Genomic DNA, 15,130 nt, shown 5'->3' with positions numbered 1-15,130 from the left:
GGTCCGAGGGTCTGGGGGTCCGAGGGTCCGAGGGTCTGGGGGCCCGGGGGCCCGGGGGCCCGGGGGCCCGGGGGCCCGGGGGTCCGGGGGTCCGGGGGTTCGGGGGGGCCGGGGGTTGGGGGGTTGGGGTGGGGATTCGGGGGGTAACTGGGATTTCGCTGTGAGTGCGGAAAACGCGCCGACGAGGACTTGACGGCAGGAACCGGACGGCGCAAGATGCTCCGTGCGGGAGGGCGTTTCGCCGGAGACTTTCAGTTCTTGCGACCCAACGCCGGAGGCGTTGTGCGAGCGTCCCTCCCGACCAACTTTCGATCGGGCCAGCGTTAATTCGCTGGCCCGATCGTCGTCGGGTGGCGCACCCTCAGCCGATGAGCATCGCGATCGCGCCGCTCGACGCCGCCGACCAGGCCGCCGTCGACGAGGCTTACCGGATCGGCGCGGCGGCCAACGCTGTCGACCTGCCGGACTTTCCGCCCTTCTGCCGGCGGCGCTTCGAGGCGGCGATCCGGCACCCGATGCCGGGCAACGAGCCGCTCTGGGCGCTGGCCCGGCTCGACGGCGTGCCCGCCGGCTACCTCGCGTTGGACCTGCCGCAGCTCGACAACACCGAGAACGCCGAGGCCGACCTGGTCGTGCACCCGGAGCGCCGGCGCCGCGGCGTCGGGCGCGCGCTGCACGAGCACGGCGTACGCCTGCTGCGGGAGCGGGGCCGCAAGCGGGTGCTGGCGATGGCGGTCTCCGCGCTTCCCGGCGGCCCGGCCCGCTCCGGGGCCGCCGCCGCCTTCGCCGCGTCGACCGGCGCCCGGCCGGCACTGGCCGAGGTCCGCCGCCGGCTCGACACCACCCGGCTCGACCACGACGGCCTGGCCGCTGCGCTGGCCGATGCCCGGAGCCGGGCCGCCGGCTACGACGTCGTGCGCTGGCAGGGAGACACCCCGCAGGAGTACGTCGCCGACATCGCCTACCTCGACGGCCGGCTGATGGCCGACGCGCCCCTGGGCGACGTGGAGTGGGAGCCGGAGCGGATCGACGTCGAACGCGTCCGCGGCATCGAGCGGGCGCTGCAGGCGCGGGGGCGGCGGCGCTACCACACGGCGGTGCGCCACGAGGCGTCCGGCCGGGTGGTCGCCTGGACCCTGCTCGACGTCGGGGCGTCGGCCGACTGGCACGCGTTCCAGCAGATCACCATCGTCGACCCGGAGCACCGCGGTCGCCGCCTCGGCCTGCTCACCAAGGTCGAGAACCTGCGCCACCTGCTGGCCCACGAGCCGGCGGTACGCGCGATCGACACCTTCAACGCGGCGGAGAACGCCCACATGGTGCGGATCAACGAGCAGCTCGGGTTCCGTCCCGTCGACGGTTGGACCGACTGGCAGCTCACCATCTGAGTTGTGACACGCCCCTACTGATCTGAGGGGTTCCTGTTGCATGATGGCGGGCATGACGGAGACCCCGCACCCCCTGTACGACAGGCACGCCGACACCCTCAACCGGGCGCTGACCGCGATCACGGAGCGCGGGTACTGGTCCGCCTATCCCGAGTCGCCCAGCCCCCGGGTCTACGGCGAGACCGCCGCCGCTGACGGCAAGGCCGCCTTCGAGGCGTACCTCGGCGGTGACTTCCCCCTCGACCAGCCGGGCGCGGCCGACCGGGTCGCCACCGAGAGCAGCCCGTTCGGCGTCGAGCTGGACGTCCGCTACCCGCACGCCGGCGCCGACGAGCTGGTCGCCGCCGCCTCCGCCGCCCTGCCCGGCTGGCGCGACGCCGGCCCGCAGGCCCGCGTGGGGGTCTGCCTGGAGATCCTCGACCGGCTGCACAAGCACATCTTCGAGCTGGCCAACGCGGTGCAGTTCACCAGCGGCCAGGCCTTCGTGATGGCCTTCCAGGCGGGCGGCGCGCACGCGCTGGACCGCGCGCTGGAGGCGGTCGCCTACGCGTACGCGGAGATGACCCGGCACCCGGGGACGGCGGGCTGGGAGAAGGCGGCCGGCAAGGGCGACCCGCTGCGGATGACCAAGACCTTCCACGTGGTGCCCCGTGGCGTGGCGCTGGTGATCGGCTGCAACACCTTCCCGACCTGGAACTCGTACCCGGGGCTGTTCGCCTCGCTGGTCACCGGCAACCCGGTCGTCGTCAAGCCGCACCCGCGCGCGGTGCTGCCGCTGGCGATCACGGTGAAGTACGCCCGGGAGGTGCTCGCCGAAGCCGGCTTCGACCCGAACCTGGTGCTGCTCGCCCCCGAGGCTCCCGGGGAGAAGCTCGCCTCCACGCTGGCCCTGCACCCGGCCGTGAAGATCATCGACTTCACCGGTTCCACCGAGTACGGCGACTGGCTGGAGGCCAACGCCCGGCAGGCCGCGGTCTACACCGAGAAGGCCGGGCTGAACACGGTGGTGATCGACTCCACCGACGACTTCGCCGGGATGTGCCGCAACCTCGGCTTCACCCTGACCCTCTACAGCGGCCAGATGTGCACCACGTCGCAGAACATCCTGATTCCCGGCAACGGCATCGAGACCGATCAGGGGCACAAGAGCTTCGACGAGGTGGCGGGCGGGATCGCCGCGGCGGTCGCCAAGGTCACCGCCGACCCGGCGCGCGGGGTGGAGATGACCGGCGCGATCGTCAACGACGGGGTGCTGGAGCGCCTCGACGAGGTCACCAAGGTCGGCGAGGCGGTGCTGGAGTCGCGTACGGTCGAGCACCCGGCCTTCCCCGGCGCGGTGGTCCGCACCCCGACGGTGGTCAGGCTGGCGGCCGACGACACCGCGACCTACTCGAAGGAGTGGTTCGGGCCGATCTCGTTCGCCATCGCCACGGACTCCACCGCGCACAGCCTGGAGATCCTGCGCGCCACGGTCGGCGAGAAGGGCGCGCTCACCGCGGCGGTCTACTCCACCGACGAGGCGGTCCTCGACGCGGCCGAGGCCGCGGCGATCGAGGTCGGGGTGCACCTGTCCTGCAACCTGACCGGCGGGGTCTTCGTGAACCAGTCGGCGGCCTTCTCCGACTTCCACGGCAGCGGCGCCAACGCGGCGGCCAACTCGGCGCTCACCGACGGCGCCTACGTGGCCAACCGGTTCCGCATCGTGCAGTCCCGCCGGCACGCCTGAGGCTGTCCGGCTGCCCGGGTCGGCCCCCGCACGGGCCGCCCGGGCAGCCGATCCGGTCCTGGCGGAACGGGTCGCCGGCGCGGGTCAGGCCGGGCGGCGCATCTGGAGCTCGGTGAGCGCCGGGACCGTGGGGTGCGGGACGCGTACGCCGGTGTCGACGAAGCCCAGCCGCCGGTACGCGCGGTAGGCCCGGTCGTTGCCGACCACGACCTCCAGCATCAGTTCGGGGCGTCCGCAGGCGCGGGACCAGGCCGCGACCGCGTCGACGAGGTCGCCGAGGAGGCCCGTGCCCCGCCAGGGCGGGGTGACGTAGACGGCGTACACCACGGTCAGCCCCGGCTCCCCGGGGGCCACCGTGCCGCCGGCGTGCCCGACGAGCCGGCCGCCCGGGTCCGCGACGAACTGGGCGGTGCCCGCCCCGACGGAGACGGACGCGATCCTGGCCGCGTAGTCGGCGTGCGACCGGGCCGCCGCGTCGGCGAGGGTCTCCAGGAAGGCCAGCGGGGCGTCGGCGAGCATCTCCAGCCGCAGCGCCCGCATCCGAGCAGCGTCCGGGGGTCGGACCCGCCGGATCTCGGCCCGCCGCGTCGGCCCCGGACCGTCGGGCGTGCTCGTCATGCCGAATGCCTATCACAGCGATGACGGCCGATGGCGGTCGATCGGTGTATGTCCGATTTGTGGTCGTGCGCCGTCGTCACGCTTCGTGTAGCGTGCGATTTCGGTCACCGTTTCAGCGGCCCTCGTCGATCGCCGAGCCGGTGGTCCTCCGGTGCCGGCCCGCCCGGCCTCCGGGGTCGTGGAACGCCGCGCAGAGTGAGGAAGTGCACCGTGGCAGAGGGCACCGTGAAGTGGTTCAACTCCGAAAAGGGCTACGGCTTCATCGCCGTCGACGGTGGGCAGGACGTCTTCGTCCACTTCTCGGCGATCGAGATGGACGGCTACAAGGCGTTGGACGACGGCCAGCGGGTCGAGTTCGAGATCGCCCAGGGCCAGAAGGGCCCCCAGGCCGAGCGCGTGCGCGTCATCGCCTGACGGGCGTCCCTCCCGCGCCCCCGCGCCGACCGACCTCCCGACCACCGGTCAAGGGGCGCCGGCCGGGGGTGGCCCGGTGGTCCGGGCGGTCGTCTGCCGGTCCGCTCCACCGGGGCGGGCGGTCTGCCGGTCCGCTCCACGGGGGCGGGCTTCGGCGCGGTTGCGTCGGCAGGGGAGGATCGTGAGCCGTTCCAGCCATCGCTGAGGAGGGTTCATGTCCGACCAGCCGCCCCAGGCCGCGCCGCCCCCGGGAGATTCCGACCCCTCCGCGACGCCAGCCGTCGGCCCGGGCGGCGCTGCGCCCGCGGGCCCGCAACAGCCGCAGGACTGGGTCTTCCCGCCCACCGGCGGGTACCCGGCCGGCTCCGGCCCGTACGGCGGGCAGCCGTGGTACCCGGGGGCCCCGGTCGCGTACCCCGGGCACCCGGGCGCCCCGGTCGCCTATCCCGGGCAGCCGGTCCACGGGTGGTACCCGCCGGGGCACGGCCTCGACCCGGCCGACCTGCTCGTCACCCCGCCCGGCGCGGGCGTCAACGGCTGGTTCGGCCGGTGCGCCGGCGCGGTGCGTCGGGGCTGGCGGCTGCTGCTGCCGATCCTGCTGCTCACCCAGGCGCTGCCGGCCCTGGTGGTGTCGATGCTCTCGCTGGTCGTCGACCCGAGCGCCAAGTGGGAGCAGTCGATGGCCGGCGACCCCGCCGCGCTGCCCGACACCTTCCTGACCGACACGGTCGTCCTGCTGTCCGTGGTGCTCGGCAGCGCCCTCGTCTTCGGCTTCGTGCAGAGCCTGGGCTGGGCGGCCGGCACCTGGGTGGTCACCCGGCAGGCGGCGGGTCAGCCGCTGAGCGTGGGCGCCGCCCTCTCCTACGGGGCGCGCCGGGCGCTGGGCCTCTGGGGCTGGACCCTGCTGATGAGCGTGATCATCGGGCTCGGGGTCTGTCTCTGCGTGATCCCCGGCATCTACTTCGCCTTCGCGCTGAGCATGGCCGGCCCGGTCTACCTCTTCGAGCGACAGCACCCGATCGGCCGTTCCTTCCGCATGTTCCACGACCGGCTCGGTCTGCTGCTCGGCCGGGTGGCGCTGGTGGCGGCGGCGGTGATCGTCGGCAGCGGGGCCGCCAGCATGGTGCAGGGCATCGGCACGCTGCCGTTCGGCACCACCCCGCTGGAGTCGCCCGGCACGGCGGTCGGCGTGCTCGTGGTGACGCTGGTGGGCGCGGTGCTGGCCCTGCCGACCCACCTCGCCCAGCTGGTCGGCCTGGTCGTCACGTACGCCGAGCAGCGTGCCCACGAGGGGCCGGTGGACAGTGCGCGGCTGGCCGGTGAACTCGGCTGACCGGGGCGATCGTGCTTGCACTCGGCAGGGGAGAGTGCTAAACAAGTCATTGGCACTCGCATACCGCGAGTGCCAACGGTCGGGGCGGTAGGGCCACGGTCGTAGCGGCGTCCAGACGCGGCTGCGGCACATGGCCGGTCGTCGCGGGCTATCCGGCCCGGCCGAGGAGACGTCGTCGTCGCCAGGTGGCGACGTCCCAAGGTGCGTACACCAGGCGGCCCATCCGGGACACACACTCCGGGTGGCCCGTGAGTGTCCAGGAGGACAACGCCGTATGGCCAAGATGATCGCGTTCGACGAAGAGGCGCGCCGCGGCCTCGAGCGGGGCATGAACCAGCTCGCCGACGCCGTGAAGGTGACCCTCGGCCCCAAGGGCCGCAACGTCGTCCTCGAGAAGAAGTGGGGTGCCCCCACCATCACCAACGATGGTGTGAGCATCGCCAAGGAGATCGAGCTCGAGGACCCCTACGAGAAGATCGGCGCCGAGCTGGTCAAGGAGGTCGCGAAGAAGACCGACGACGTCGCCGGTGACGGCACGACGACGGCGACCGTCCTGGCCCAGGCCCTGGTCCGCGAGGGCCTGCGCAACGTGGCCGCCGGTGCCAACCCGATGGCCCTGAAGCGGGGCATCGAGGCCGCCGTGGCCAGCGTCTCGGAGGAGCTGCTCAAGCTCGCCAAGGACGTCGAGACCAAGGAGCAGATCGCCTCCACCGCCTCCATCTCCGCCGGTGACACCAGCGTCGGCGAGATCATCGCCGAGGCGATGGACAAGGTGGGCAAGGAAGGCGTCATCACCGTCGAGGAGAGCAACACCTTCGGGCTGGAGCTGGAGCTCACCGAGGGTATGCGCTTCGACAAGGGCTACATCTCGGCCTACTTCATGACCGACCCGGAGCGCATGGAGGCCGTCTTCGACGACCCCTACCTCCTGATCGTCAACAGCAAGATCTCGTCGGTGAAGGACCTGCTCCCGATCCTGGAGAAGGTCATGCAGTCGGGCAAGCCGCTGCTGATCATCGCCGAGGACATCGAGGGCGAGGCCCTGGCGACCCTGGTCGTCAACAAGGTCCGGGGCACCTTCAAGTCCGTTGCCGTCAAGGCGCCGGGCTTCGGTGACCGCCGCAAGGCCATGCTGGCCGACATCGCCATCCTCACCGGTGGCCAGGTCATCAGCGAGGAGGTCGGCCTCAAGCTGGACGCCGTCGGCCTCGACATGCTGGGCCGCGCCCGCAAGGTCGTGGTGACCAAGGACGAGACCACCATCGTCGACGGTGCCGGCGACGCCGAGCAGATCCAGGGCCGGGTCAACCAGATCCGGGCCGAGATCGACAAGAGCGACTCCGACTACGACCGCGAGAAGCTGCAGGAGCGGCTGGCCAAGCTGGCCGGCGGTGTCGCGGTGATCAAGGTCGGCGCGGCCACCGAGGTCGAGCTGAAGGAGCGCAAGCACCGCATCGAGGACGCCGTCCGCAACGCGAAGGCCGCCGTCGAGGAGGGCATCGTCCCGGGTGGTGGCGTCGCGCTGGTGCAGGCCGGCAAGACCGCCTTCGACAAGCTGGACCTGGTCGGCGACGAGGCCACCGGCGCGCAGATCGTCAAGATCGCGCTGGACGCCCCGCTGCGGCAGATCGCCGTCAACGCCGGTCTCGAGGGTGGCGTGGTCGTCGAGCACGTCCGCAACCTCAACCCGGGTCACGGCCTCAACGCCGCCAACGGCGAGTACGTCGACCTGCTGGCCGCGGGCATCATCGACCCGGCCAAGGTGACGCGCTCGGCGCTGCAGAACGCCTCGTCGATCGCGGCGCTCTTCCTCACCACCGAGGCCGTCGTGGCGGACAAGCCGGAGAAGACCCCGGCCGCCCCGGCTGGTCCGGGTGGCGGGGACATGGACTTCTGAGTCCAGCTCCAACAACGCCGCAAGGGGCGGGCCGCGTCTGCGGTCCGCCCCTTGCGCTGTCACGTCGGCAGTGGCCGTTGGTTGCGTCTCTTCTGCGCCCGGTCGTACGGCTGCGGGATCTGCACCGGCTCGTCGACCAGTGTCACCGGCTCGTCGGCCGGCTCGTCGACGCCGGCCATCTCCGCCTGCTGCTCGGCGTCGCCGTAGTCGAGCCGGTCGAACGGCAACGGGCCGGGGCGTTCGTCGTCCGTGGTCATGGCTGCCTCCTCTACCGGAAACGGTAGGGCGCGACGATCACCAATGCGGGCGAATGGCGTTATGGGGGTCTATATCCCGTTCGCCCGGTTGTCAGTCCCCGAGCGTCCTGCGGTACAGGAAGAAGACGCGCTCGATCCGGGCACCCGCGCTGCCCGAGTAGAACGGGACCGGCCCGACCCAGCCGATCTGCGCCGCCGTCACGCCCGCCGCCCGTTGCTCGCGCAGGCAGCGGCGCAGCAGCACCCCGCCGATCCCCGAGCCCTCGGCCGCCGGGGCGGTGCCCATCGGGCCGAACCAGCTCGGCCGCGACGACCCGTACGCGGCGAAGCCGAGCACCTCGCCGTCGCGCTCGGCCAGGTGGCAGCCCGCCCCCTCCCGGTCCACCGAGGCGGCCAGTTCGGCGTCCCAGGCCCCGCCGAAGGTGGCGCGGGCGAACTCCCCCAGCGCCGGCAGGTCATTCGCCTCGGCGCGGCGGACCGTGACGCCCTGTCCGGCCAGCCGCGCCTCCGCCGGCTCCGTCGGGCGCAGCGCGGGCGAGCCGTCGTACGACAGGTCGGCGGTCATGTTCCACGCCGTCCGGTCCTGCCGGTAGCCGAGCGCCAGCGCGGCGCAGACCGCCGGGGTGTAGCGCACGTCGATGCCGGGCCAGGCGTAGTGCGGGGGATTCCCGGCGAGCAGCACCTCCACCGCGCCGAGCTCGGCGAGCCGCGCCTCGGCGGTCGCCAGCAGGGCCCTGCCGACACCCTTCCGCCGCTCCTCCGGCGCCACCGCGACCAGGTCGACGTGACCACGGGCGTCGCCGGCGCCGGCGGCGAGGGAGCCGATGAGCACACCGACGAGGCGCCCCTGCCGGTGCGCGCCCCACGCGAACACCGGGCGGTGGGCGGCGGCCCGCGCCCAGAGAGTGTCCACGATGGCCGGCGCCTCGGCCGCGTCCTCCGGCAGGTCCAGTGCCCGCCCGCAGAGCTCCACCACGGCGGGCCGCCGGTCGGGCCCCAGCTCGACGATCTTCAGGTCCATGGACGCCGACCCTAGGTCACCCGGAGCGCTGCTGTTAAGCAGAGCCCCTGTCAGCGCCTGGGTCGGGCTCCGGAAGGGTCGGCGCGTCGGTGGGGTAGAGGCCGGCGACGAACCCGTACACCTGGTCGCCGGACCGGGGGATCTGGGCGAAGCGGCGGGCCAGCGCCTGCACCTCGGCCCAGAACGCGCGTACCTCCCCGATCGGGATGCGGGCGTGCACGAGGGTGCAGCGCAGGTCGTCGGCGGCGTGGGCGGCGGCCGATTCGGCGACGGCCTCCGCGAGCCCGTTGACGGCGGTCGCGACCTGTCTGTCCTCGGGACGGGTGAGCGCGCCGATGTAGAGCGTGCGGGCGACCCGGCCGTAGTACCGCTCGTCGATCGCCCGCACCCTCCGGGTCCGCACCACCCTGAGCAGGCCGGCGTCGACGAGCGCGGTCACGTGGTAGGCGACGCTGCTCTTCGGCCGGTCGACCGCCCGGGCCAGCTCGGTCACCGTGGCGGCCCGCTCCAGGAGCAGCTCCAGGAGGGTGGCGCGCAGGGGATCGGCCAGCGCGCGAAGCTGCGCGGGCGCGGTGACCACGAGCAGGTCGTCGAGGTCGTAGTCCGGGATCCGCTCATTGCTCGACATTTCTCGACCGTTCTAGAATCATGGATCATTCGATCGTTGTCGTCTGTTGACAGGAGTGTAGAGATGGCCGACGTGGTCCTGTTCCACCATCTGCTCGGGCTCACCGACGGGCTGCGCGAGTTCGCCGGACAGTTGCGGGCGGGCGGGCACACCGTGCACACCCCCGACCTGTTCGACGGTGAACTCCCGGCGACCCTCGACGAGGGCTTCGCGCTCACGAAGAGCATCGGGCGCGAGGTGCTGCGCGAGCGCGCCGACCGGGCCGTGACCGAGCTGCCCGACGGGCTGGTCCACGCGGGCTTCTCCTGGGGCGCCGCCACCGCCCAGCGGCTCGCCCAGACCCGGCCCGGCGCCCGTGGCGCGCTGCTCTACGAATCCTGCCTGCCCGTCACCGGCGAATGGGCCGTCGGCCCCTGGCCCGCCGGGGTCCCGGTGCAGATCCATGGCATGGACGCCGACCCGTTCTTCGCACTGGAGGGCGACATCGAAGCCGCCCGCGAGCTGGTCGGCATCGTCGGCCCCGACCTCGGCGAGCTGTTCGTCTACCCGGGCGACCAGCACCTGTTCACCGACAGCACGCTGCCGTCGTACGACGCGGAGGCCACGGCACTGGTGCTGCGGCGCTCGCGGGAGTTCCTCGACCGGCTGGGGTGAACCGGCGCTGCGCCCCTCAGCCCCGTGCCGCCCGCACCGCCGCGTACGCGTCGACCAGGCCGGCGCCGGTGATGTTCCGGTCGCCCCCGCAGGTCTGCGTCCGGGTGGCGTACGTGGCCACGGCCGGGGTCGCGGTGTCCCGCAGGATCTGCCGGGTGCGGGGCAGGTCGCCGACCAGCGCCGGGTTGGCCGACCACATCAGCGCCACCACGCCGGCCACCTGCGGCGTCGCCATCGAGGTGCCGCTCAGGACGGAGTACCCGCCGCCCGGCATCGCCGACAGCACCTCGTCACCCGGCGCGACCAGGTCCGGCTTGGCCGCCCCCGGCACCGGTCCCCGCGACGAGAAGAGGGTGACCTTGCGCTGCCGGTCCACCGCGCCGACGGTCAGCACGTCCGCGTACGGGGCGGGCGGGTCGTCGATCGAGCGGCAGTACGGCCCGGTGTTGCCGGCCGCGGCCACCACCATGACGCCGGCGGCGTCCAGGGCGGCGGTGGCCGGCCCGAGCACGCCCGGGTCGCAGCCCTCGATCGCCGGGCAGCCCCACGAGTTGGTGAGGATGTCCGGCGCGCGCGCCGGGCGCCCGTCGGTGAACGGGTCCCCGCCCGCCGGGAAGGGCGCCAGCATGAACTGGAGGCAGTCCAGGTAGTACGCGGGGTTGCCGAGGTTGCGGTCCAGGTTGACGCAGCCGGCCCAGCGGGCACCCGGGGCGACCCCGATGCCGCCCCGGCCCACCGCGCTGCCCGCCGTGTGGGTGCCGTGCCCGCCCTGGTCGGTCGGCGCCCGGGTGCCGTTCCACGGGTCGCGCCAGGAGTCGTCGCCGCCCCGGAAGCCGCCCGCCAGCGCGGGGTGCCCGCCGTCCACGCCCGAGTCCGAACTGCCCACCACGATCCCGGAACCGTCCACCCCGAGCTGGGACCAGACCCGGTCCGCACCGAGCATCCGGACGTTCCACTCGGGGCCGGCGGGCGCGGGCGCGGTGCCGCGACTGCGACCGGCCGGCGCGGGCAGCGGTCGCACCCGCTGGCTGACCAGCACCCGGTCGACCTCCGGCCGGCGCGACAGCCAGGCCCGCACCGCCGGTCCCCCGTCCACCTCGACGGCGTTGACGAGGTAGTAGGGGGTGTGGTCGAGCCGCAGCCGGCGCAGGTCCCGGCGCAGGTCGGCCTGGGTCCGCTCGGCGGTCGCGACCAGCCGCCGGTGGACCTCGGTGACCCGGGCGTCCCGGCCGGCCCGACCGGTCGTCGCCGGGACGCCGGCGAGGTCGGCCTGCTCGCGCAGCACCACGAACAGCCGCTCGCCGTGCAGGCCGGGCTGGCCCACGCCGACGGCCACCACGCCGACCGCCAGCAGCAGCGCGGCGGCGGTCACCCCGGCCACCCGCCGACTCGGCCGCCGGCCCCGGCCCAGCAGCACGCCGTACGTCACGGCGAGGACGGCCGCGACGGCGAGGCCGGCGCCAGCGGCGGCGGCCACCCAGAACGGCACGTCGCGGGTGCTGGCCAGGAGGAGGGTGATCTCCTCGGGATCGGTGAAGGCCAGCGGGCCGAGCACGCCGAGCCCCACCAGCCAACGGACCGCGGGCCGGAGGGCGCCCGTCCCCGGCCGCCCGGCCGGCTCCCGGCCGTCGGCGCCGGCTTGCCCGGCCGGGAGCGGGCCGGACGGGCCGGCGGGGAGCGGGCCGGAGGGGCCGGCCGGGAGCGGGCCGGAGGGGCCGGCGGGGAGCGGGCCGGACGGGCCGGTGGGAGCGGCACCCGGGGAACCGACGGAGGCGGGGCCCGGCGGGTCGGCCGGGGCCGGGTGGCGGGCCGCCGCGTGCAGGGCCGCCAGCGCGAAGCCGGCCGGCGGCAGGGTCAGCAGCAGGGGAAGCTGGGCCCCGGACTGGCCGACCCCGGCGGCGAGCAGCAGCAGCGCGACCCCGGCGACCAGCCCTCCGACCAGCACCAACCGGGCCGGCCGGGGCGGTTCGCCGACGGTGAAGCGGGACCAGAAGGCGTCGTCCAGCAGCGCCCCGGCGAGCACGCCCAGCGCGGCGGCGGCGACCCCGGCGAGCACCGTCTCCAGCAGCCCACCGAGGGCGCCCAGCCAGGCCCAGGGCAGCAGCAGCGCCAGCCCGCCGGCCACCCCGAGCAGCGTGGCGGCCGACGCGGGCGCCCGGCGCGGGGCGGTCGAGGCGGGCACCCGGGGGGTCGCGACCGCCGCGCGGCGGGCCAGCGCCCGCAGGACGAGGGCGGCCAGGGCGGCCGTGGCGGCCAGCGCGGCGAGGTACGCCTCGTGGTGCACCGGCGGCATCGCCCGGAGCAGCCCCAGCGCGCCGAGCGCGAGGGCCGCCGCCAGCCAGGTCCGGCCGGTGGTGCGGACCGCCGCCGAGCGGGGCAGCAGGGCCAGCGTCAGCGCGGGCGCCCCGACCAGCAGCACGGTGAACAGCACCGTCGCCGGCCAGAGCCAGACCACGCGGTCCAGCCCGGAGGCCAGCAGGACCTGGTCGGCCAGCCAGCCGCCGAGCTGGCCGACGACGACGAGCCCGACCGTCCAGCAGCCGGTCACCGCCGCCGCCACCACCGCCCAGGGGCTCGGCGGGCCCGGCGTGGCCGAGGGCCTTGGAACGGGTTGACCAGCGGGGAACGGGGGGCCGACCTCCATCCTGCGACAGTACGGCGCGGACGGGCTGTCCCGCCGGGTGGCGGCGGCGGTTACCGTGGACGGGTGCGTGACCCCAACGTGTCCCGAACGACGGCCGGCCAGCTCTCCCCCGAGCGCCGGGCCGCCGACCTGCGCCGCCTGCGCGCCGAACGCTTCGACGTGCTGGTCATCGGCGGTGGCGCGACCGGGGCGGGCGCCGCCCTGGACGCCGCCTCGCGGGGGCTGAAGGTGGCCCTGGTGGAGGCCCGCGACTACGCCGCCGGCACCTCCAGCCGCTCCAGCAAGCTCATCCACGGGGGCCTGCGCTACCTGGAGCAGTTGGAGTTCCACCTGGTGCACGAGGCGCTCACCGAGCGCGGGCTGCTCGCCACCCGGCTGGCCCCGCACCTGGTCCGGCCGGTGCCCATCCTGGTCCCGCTGCCCGACGGGCGGGGCGTACGCGGCCTGCCGGCCCGGGTGTTGCGCCGCTCCTACTACGGCGCCGGCGTCGCGGCGTACGACGCCTTCGCCGGGGTCTTCGGCGGCGGGCGCGGCATGCCGCTGCACCGGCACCTGACCCGCGAGGGCGCCCGCCGCGTCTTCCCCAGCCTGCGCGCCGACGCGGTGGCCGGCGCGATCCGCTACTACGACGGGCAGGTCGACGACGCGCGGCTGGTGGTGACCCTGGCCCGCACGGCGGCCAGCCTCGGCGCGACAGTGGTGAACAGCACCCGGGCGGTCGGGCTCATCCGGCAGGCCCGCGAGGTCACCGGCGTCCGGGTCCGCGACCTGGAGGCACCGCCCGGCTCCCCGGACGCCGAGTTCGAGGTACGCGCCCGCACCGTCATCGCCGCCACCGGGGTGTGGAGCGACGACATGTCGCGGATGCTGAACGACGTCGGGCTGCGCCCCGGCATCCGCGTCCGGGCCTCCAAGGGCGTGCACCTGGTGGTGCCCCGCTCGGCGATCACCGGCGAGGCCGGGCTGATCCTGCGTACGGCCACCAGCGTGCTCTTCGTCATCCCGTGGGGCGGGCACTGGATCATCGGCACCACCGACACCGACTGGCGGCTGGACCGGTCCCACCCGGCGGCCTCCGCCCGGGACATCGAATACCTGCTGGAGCAGGTCAACAAGGTGCTCGACCGGCCGCTCACGACGGCCGACATCGAGGGCGTCTACGCCGGGCTGCGGCCGCTGCTGGCCGGCGAGGCCGACTCCACCTCCAAGCTGTCCCGCGAGCACGCCGTCTTCGAGCCGATGCTCGGGCTGCTGCTGGTCGCTGGCGGCAAGTACACGACGTACCGGGTGATGGCCTCCGACGTGGTCGACCGGGCGGCCCACCGGCTGGGCGTCGTACGCCCCTCCCGCACCGCCGACCTGCCGCTGCTCGGCGCCGACGGCTACCCGGCGACGTGGCGGGACCGGGCGGACCTCGCCCGCCGGCACGGGGTGCCGGTCGGGGTGGTCGAGCACCTGCTGGAGCGCTACGGCACCCTCACCCGCGACCTGCTCGCGCTGATCGACGCGGACCCGCTGCAGGCGTCCCCGCTGGCGGGCGCACCGGAGTACCTGGCCGCCGAGGTGACGTACGCGGCCCGGGCCGAGGGGGCGCTGCACCTGGAGGACGTGCTCACCCGGCGGACCCGGATCTCCTTCGAGACGGCGCACCGAGGCCTGGAGTCGGTGGGCCACGCGGCCGAGCTGATGGGCGCGGTGCTCGGCTGGGACGAGGCCACCCGGGCCCGCGAGGTGGAGCACTACCGCGCCCGGGTGGAGGCGGAACGCGAGTCCCAGCTGATGCCCGACGACGCCACCGCCGACGCCGCCCGGCTCGGCGCACCCGACGTACGGGGCTTCGCGGCGGACCGTGGCGCGGACGACGACCAGGCCGAACTGCCGTCCTCGTCCCGCTGACGGCCCGGCCCCGGTCACCCCTACATTCGCCCGCCCGACCCCGGAGAGCGGTTACGGCCCTCACCCAGGGTGGGATAGGTTCCGGCCCGTGCCCTCCGCTTCCTGGTTGCGTCCGGTCCGCGTGTCCGTCGCCGCCCTGCTGGCCGCCACCCTCGCCGGCTGCTCGCTGCCCGGAAACGCCGACGACGGCCCCGCGCCGGGTCCGGCCGGCACCGGGCTGTCGCAGCCGGGGCCCGGCGGCGCGGCGACCGCCGGAAGGGGCGAGGTCAGCCTCCTCCAGCGGGTCGGCACGGACGGCCCGCTGCGCACGCTCAAGGTGGAACCGGACGGCAGGTGGGAGTGTGTCGACTGCGCCGGCGACGGCGTCACGTCGACCGGGGTGCTCGGCCCGGAACACGCCGCCCGGCTCCAGGAGCTGCTCGCCGACCCGGGCCTGGCGAAGGAGACCGACCAGGTCCGGCGCTACCAGGTCACCTGCATCGACGCGCTGACCTCCAGCCTGCTCACCTCGACCGGCCTGGTCACGTCGCAGGACTGCCCCGGCGAGGAGCACCCGCCCATCGCCAACGAGATCCTGCTGCTGCTCACCCAGGCCACCCCGGCCGAGATGACCGCCTGACGGCCGCGCCCCCGGCGGAGGCCCGCCCGGGACCG

Annotated in this window: 13 protein-coding genes; 8 read left to right on the top strand and 5 right to left on the bottom strand. The window is 74.6% G+C overall.

The features are described 5' to 3' along the window. Positions 1-368 precede the first annotated feature (368 nt). Together AC0OO9_RS12220 and paaN are read left to right on the top strand one after the other, a co-directional pair. A complete protein-coding gene (locus AC0OO9_RS12220; protein WP_484517311.1) occupies positions 369-1,388 on the top strand; it encodes a GNAT family N-acetyltransferase in 1,020 nt (339 codons plus the stop codon). Positions 1,389-1,440: 52 nt separating this feature from the next. After that, positions 1,441-3,114 (top strand): phenylacetic acid degradation protein PaaN, encoded by a 1,674-nt coding sequence (gene paaN / locus AC0OO9_RS12215; RefSeq protein WP_484517310.1) that lies wholly within the window; start codon positions 1,441-1,443, stop codon positions 3,112-3,114. Between the two features lie 84 nt (positions 3,115-3,198). On the opposite strand, the gene AC0OO9_RS12210 is transcribed toward paaN, so the two are convergent. Beyond that, entirely contained in the window at positions 3,199-3,732 is a 534-nt protein-coding gene (locus AC0OO9_RS12210; RefSeq protein WP_357578716.1) for a GNAT family N-acetyltransferase, read from the bottom strand. Positions 3,733-3,942: 210 nt separating this feature from the next. On the opposite strand from AC0OO9_RS12210, the gene AC0OO9_RS12205 reads away from it, so the two are divergent. The 3 genes from AC0OO9_RS12205 to groL all read left to right on the top strand — a co-directional run bounded on the left by AC0OO9_RS12205 (position 3,943) and on the right by groL (position 7,376). Then, positions 3,943-4,146: a cold-shock protein gene (locus AC0OO9_RS12205; RefSeq protein WP_121400069.1), complete on the top strand. Its 204-nt coding sequence runs from the start codon at positions 3,943-3,945 to the stop codon at positions 4,144-4,146. Between the two features lie 214 nt (positions 4,147-4,360). Beyond that, entirely contained in the window at positions 4,361-5,479 is a 1,119-nt protein-coding gene (locus AC0OO9_RS12200; protein WP_484517309.1) for a hypothetical protein, read from the top strand. 274 nt (positions 5,480-5,753) lie between these two features. Then, the gene (groL, locus tag AC0OO9_RS12195; RefSeq protein ID WP_132239974.1) at positions 5,754-7,376 is read left to right on the top strand and encodes a chaperonin GroEL; all 1,623 of its coding nucleotides are present in this window, start codon (positions 5,754-5,756) and stop codon (positions 7,374-7,376) included. 59 nt (positions 7,377-7,435) lie between these two features. On the opposite strand, the gene AC0OO9_RS12190 is transcribed toward groL, so the two are convergent. From AC0OO9_RS12190 to AC0OO9_RS12180, 3 genes are all read right to left on the bottom strand, one after another. Continuing rightward, complete coding sequence (locus AC0OO9_RS12190; protein ID WP_088998151.1) at positions 7,436-7,633, bottom strand: hypothetical protein; 198 nt, start codon at positions 7,631-7,633, stop codon at positions 7,436-7,438. A 91-nt stretch (positions 7,634-7,724) separates the two neighbouring features. Beyond that, positions 7,725-8,654, bottom strand: coding sequence for a GNAT family N-acetyltransferase (locus AC0OO9_RS12185; RefSeq protein WP_484517308.1), 930 nt, complete (start codon positions 8,652-8,654; stop codon positions 7,725-7,727). A 34-nt stretch (positions 8,655-8,688) separates the two neighbouring features. Next, positions 8,689-9,282, bottom strand: a complete 594-nt coding sequence (locus AC0OO9_RS12180) for a helix-turn-helix domain-containing protein (protein WP_484517307.1) — start codon at positions 9,280-9,282, stop codon at positions 8,689-8,691. A 63-nt stretch (positions 9,283-9,345) separates the two neighbouring features. On the opposite strand from AC0OO9_RS12180, the gene AC0OO9_RS12175 reads away from it, so the two are divergent. After that, positions 9,346-9,936: a dienelactone hydrolase family protein gene (locus tag AC0OO9_RS12175; protein WP_484517306.1), complete on the top strand. Its 591-nt coding sequence runs from the start codon at positions 9,346-9,348 to the stop codon at positions 9,934-9,936. A 16-nt stretch (positions 9,937-9,952) separates the two neighbouring features. Here the strand turns inward: AC0OO9_RS12175 and AC0OO9_RS12170 are convergent, their stop codons facing one another. After that, positions 9,953-12,580: a S8 family serine peptidase gene (locus AC0OO9_RS12170; RefSeq protein ID WP_484517305.1), complete on the bottom strand. Its 2,628-nt coding sequence runs from the start codon at positions 12,578-12,580 to the stop codon at positions 9,953-9,955. A 78-nt stretch (positions 12,581-12,658) separates the two neighbouring features. Here AC0OO9_RS12170 and AC0OO9_RS12165 point away from each other — a divergent pair, with 78 nt between their 5' ends. After that, complete coding sequence (locus AC0OO9_RS12165; RefSeq protein WP_484517928.1) at positions 12,659-14,476, top strand: glycerol-3-phosphate dehydrogenase/oxidase; 1,818 nt, start codon at positions 12,659-12,661, stop codon at positions 14,474-14,476. Between the two features lie 88 nt (positions 14,477-14,564). After that, positions 14,565-15,095 carry a hypothetical protein gene (locus AC0OO9_RS12160; RefSeq protein ID WP_484517304.1) on the top strand — a complete coding sequence of 177 codons (531 nt, stop codon included), beginning with the start codon at positions 14,565-14,567 and terminating at the stop codon, positions 15,093-15,095. Positions 15,096-15,130 lie beyond the last annotated feature (35 nt).

The sequence above is a fragment of the Micromonospora sp. USAFONa4 genome, assembly GCF_057197825.1.
The sequence above is the reverse complement of the archived record's forward strand: the minus strand, read 5'-3'. Positions and strand labels throughout refer to the sequence as shown.

Excerpts from the sequence above, each read along its gene's own strand:
- AC0OO9_RS12170 (WP_484517305.1), bottom strand. The coding sequence starts at position 12,580 with ATGGAGGTCGGCCCCCCGTTCCCCGCTGGTCAACCCGTTCCAAGGCCC.
- AC0OO9_RS12190 (WP_088998151.1), bottom strand. The coding sequence starts at position 7,633 with ATGACCACGGACGACGAACGCCCCGGCCCGTTGCCGTTCGACCGGCTC.
- AC0OO9_RS12185 (WP_484517308.1), bottom strand. The coding sequence starts at position 8,654 with ATGGACCTGAAGATCGTCGAGCTGGGGCCCGACCGGCGGCCCGCCGTG.
- AC0OO9_RS12210 (WP_357578716.1), bottom strand. The coding sequence starts at position 3,732 with ATGACGAGCACGCCCGACGGTCCGGGGCCGACGCGGCGGGCCGAGATC.
- AC0OO9_RS12200 (WP_484517309.1), top strand. The coding sequence starts at position 4,361 with ATGTCCGACCAGCCGCCCCAGGCCGCGCCGCCCCCGGGAGATTCCGAC.
- paaN (WP_484517310.1), top strand. The coding sequence starts at position 1,441 with ATGACGGAGACCCCGCACCCCCTGTACGACAGGCACGCCGACACCCTC.
- AC0OO9_RS12220 (WP_484517311.1), top strand. The coding sequence starts at position 369 with ATGAGCATCGCGATCGCGCCGCTCGACGCCGCCGACCAGGCCGCCGTC.
- AC0OO9_RS12175 (WP_484517306.1), top strand. The coding sequence starts at position 9,346 with ATGGCCGACGTGGTCCTGTTCCACCATCTGCTCGGGCTCACCGACGGG.
- AC0OO9_RS12180 (WP_484517307.1), bottom strand. The coding sequence starts at position 9,282 with ATGTCGAGCAATGAGCGGATCCCGGACTACGACCTCGACGACCTGCTC.
- groL (WP_132239974.1), top strand. The coding sequence starts at position 5,754 with ATGGCCAAGATGATCGCGTTCGACGAAGAGGCGCGCCGCGGCCTCGAG.